Raw genomic sequence first — 575 nt, forward strand, 5'->3', positions numbered from 1 at the left:
TCTTTTTCAGAGGTATCGATTCGAAGGCCTTCTTCTCCTTGAGCAATCACCTCGATCGAATCTACTAGGTCTACGACCTGCTTTTGGTAATTTGAGAAAGTCTGTCTAAGGGTCACGTACAAAATGATGATAAAGAGAATACTTAGCCCAATAGTGACAGCTGAACTCGTCAAAGTTCCTGTAAGAACAAAATTTTTAGGAACAGCAACTCGAACCTGATAACCATGAGAGGTGACACCCACAAACCAGTTTTCTCGCTCGGCTGAGACCTTCTCCCCAATATGGAACATCTCAGTCTCAAAAGGCGAAGTTACTGTTACAGCCATTGGGATATGACCCCGAGTATTGTCAATAGCTCCATGTAAAACATCTGGGGATAGAGAGATATAGATCACTCCTAAATCCTTGTCAGACACAGGATCAGAAACAGGAATAGCAAAACTATTGGCTGTTGGCTTAAAATCCTCCGCAGGAACTTTCTCTCCACTGCGTTTTTCTCTAGTCGAAACATATACTTCCTTGTAGTCCTGAAGAACAATAGCCACTCCAGTCACAAAATCATTCCGAACATAGAG

1 pseudogene is annotated in these 575 nt (G+C 42.4%); it reads right to left on the reverse strand.

The features are described 5' to 3' along the window. Positions 1–575, reverse strand: a pseudogene (locus GMD6S_RS10025) (sensor histidine kinase); the annotation flags it as partial.

The sequence above is a fragment of the Streptococcus sp. GMD6S genome, assembly GCF_000297015.1.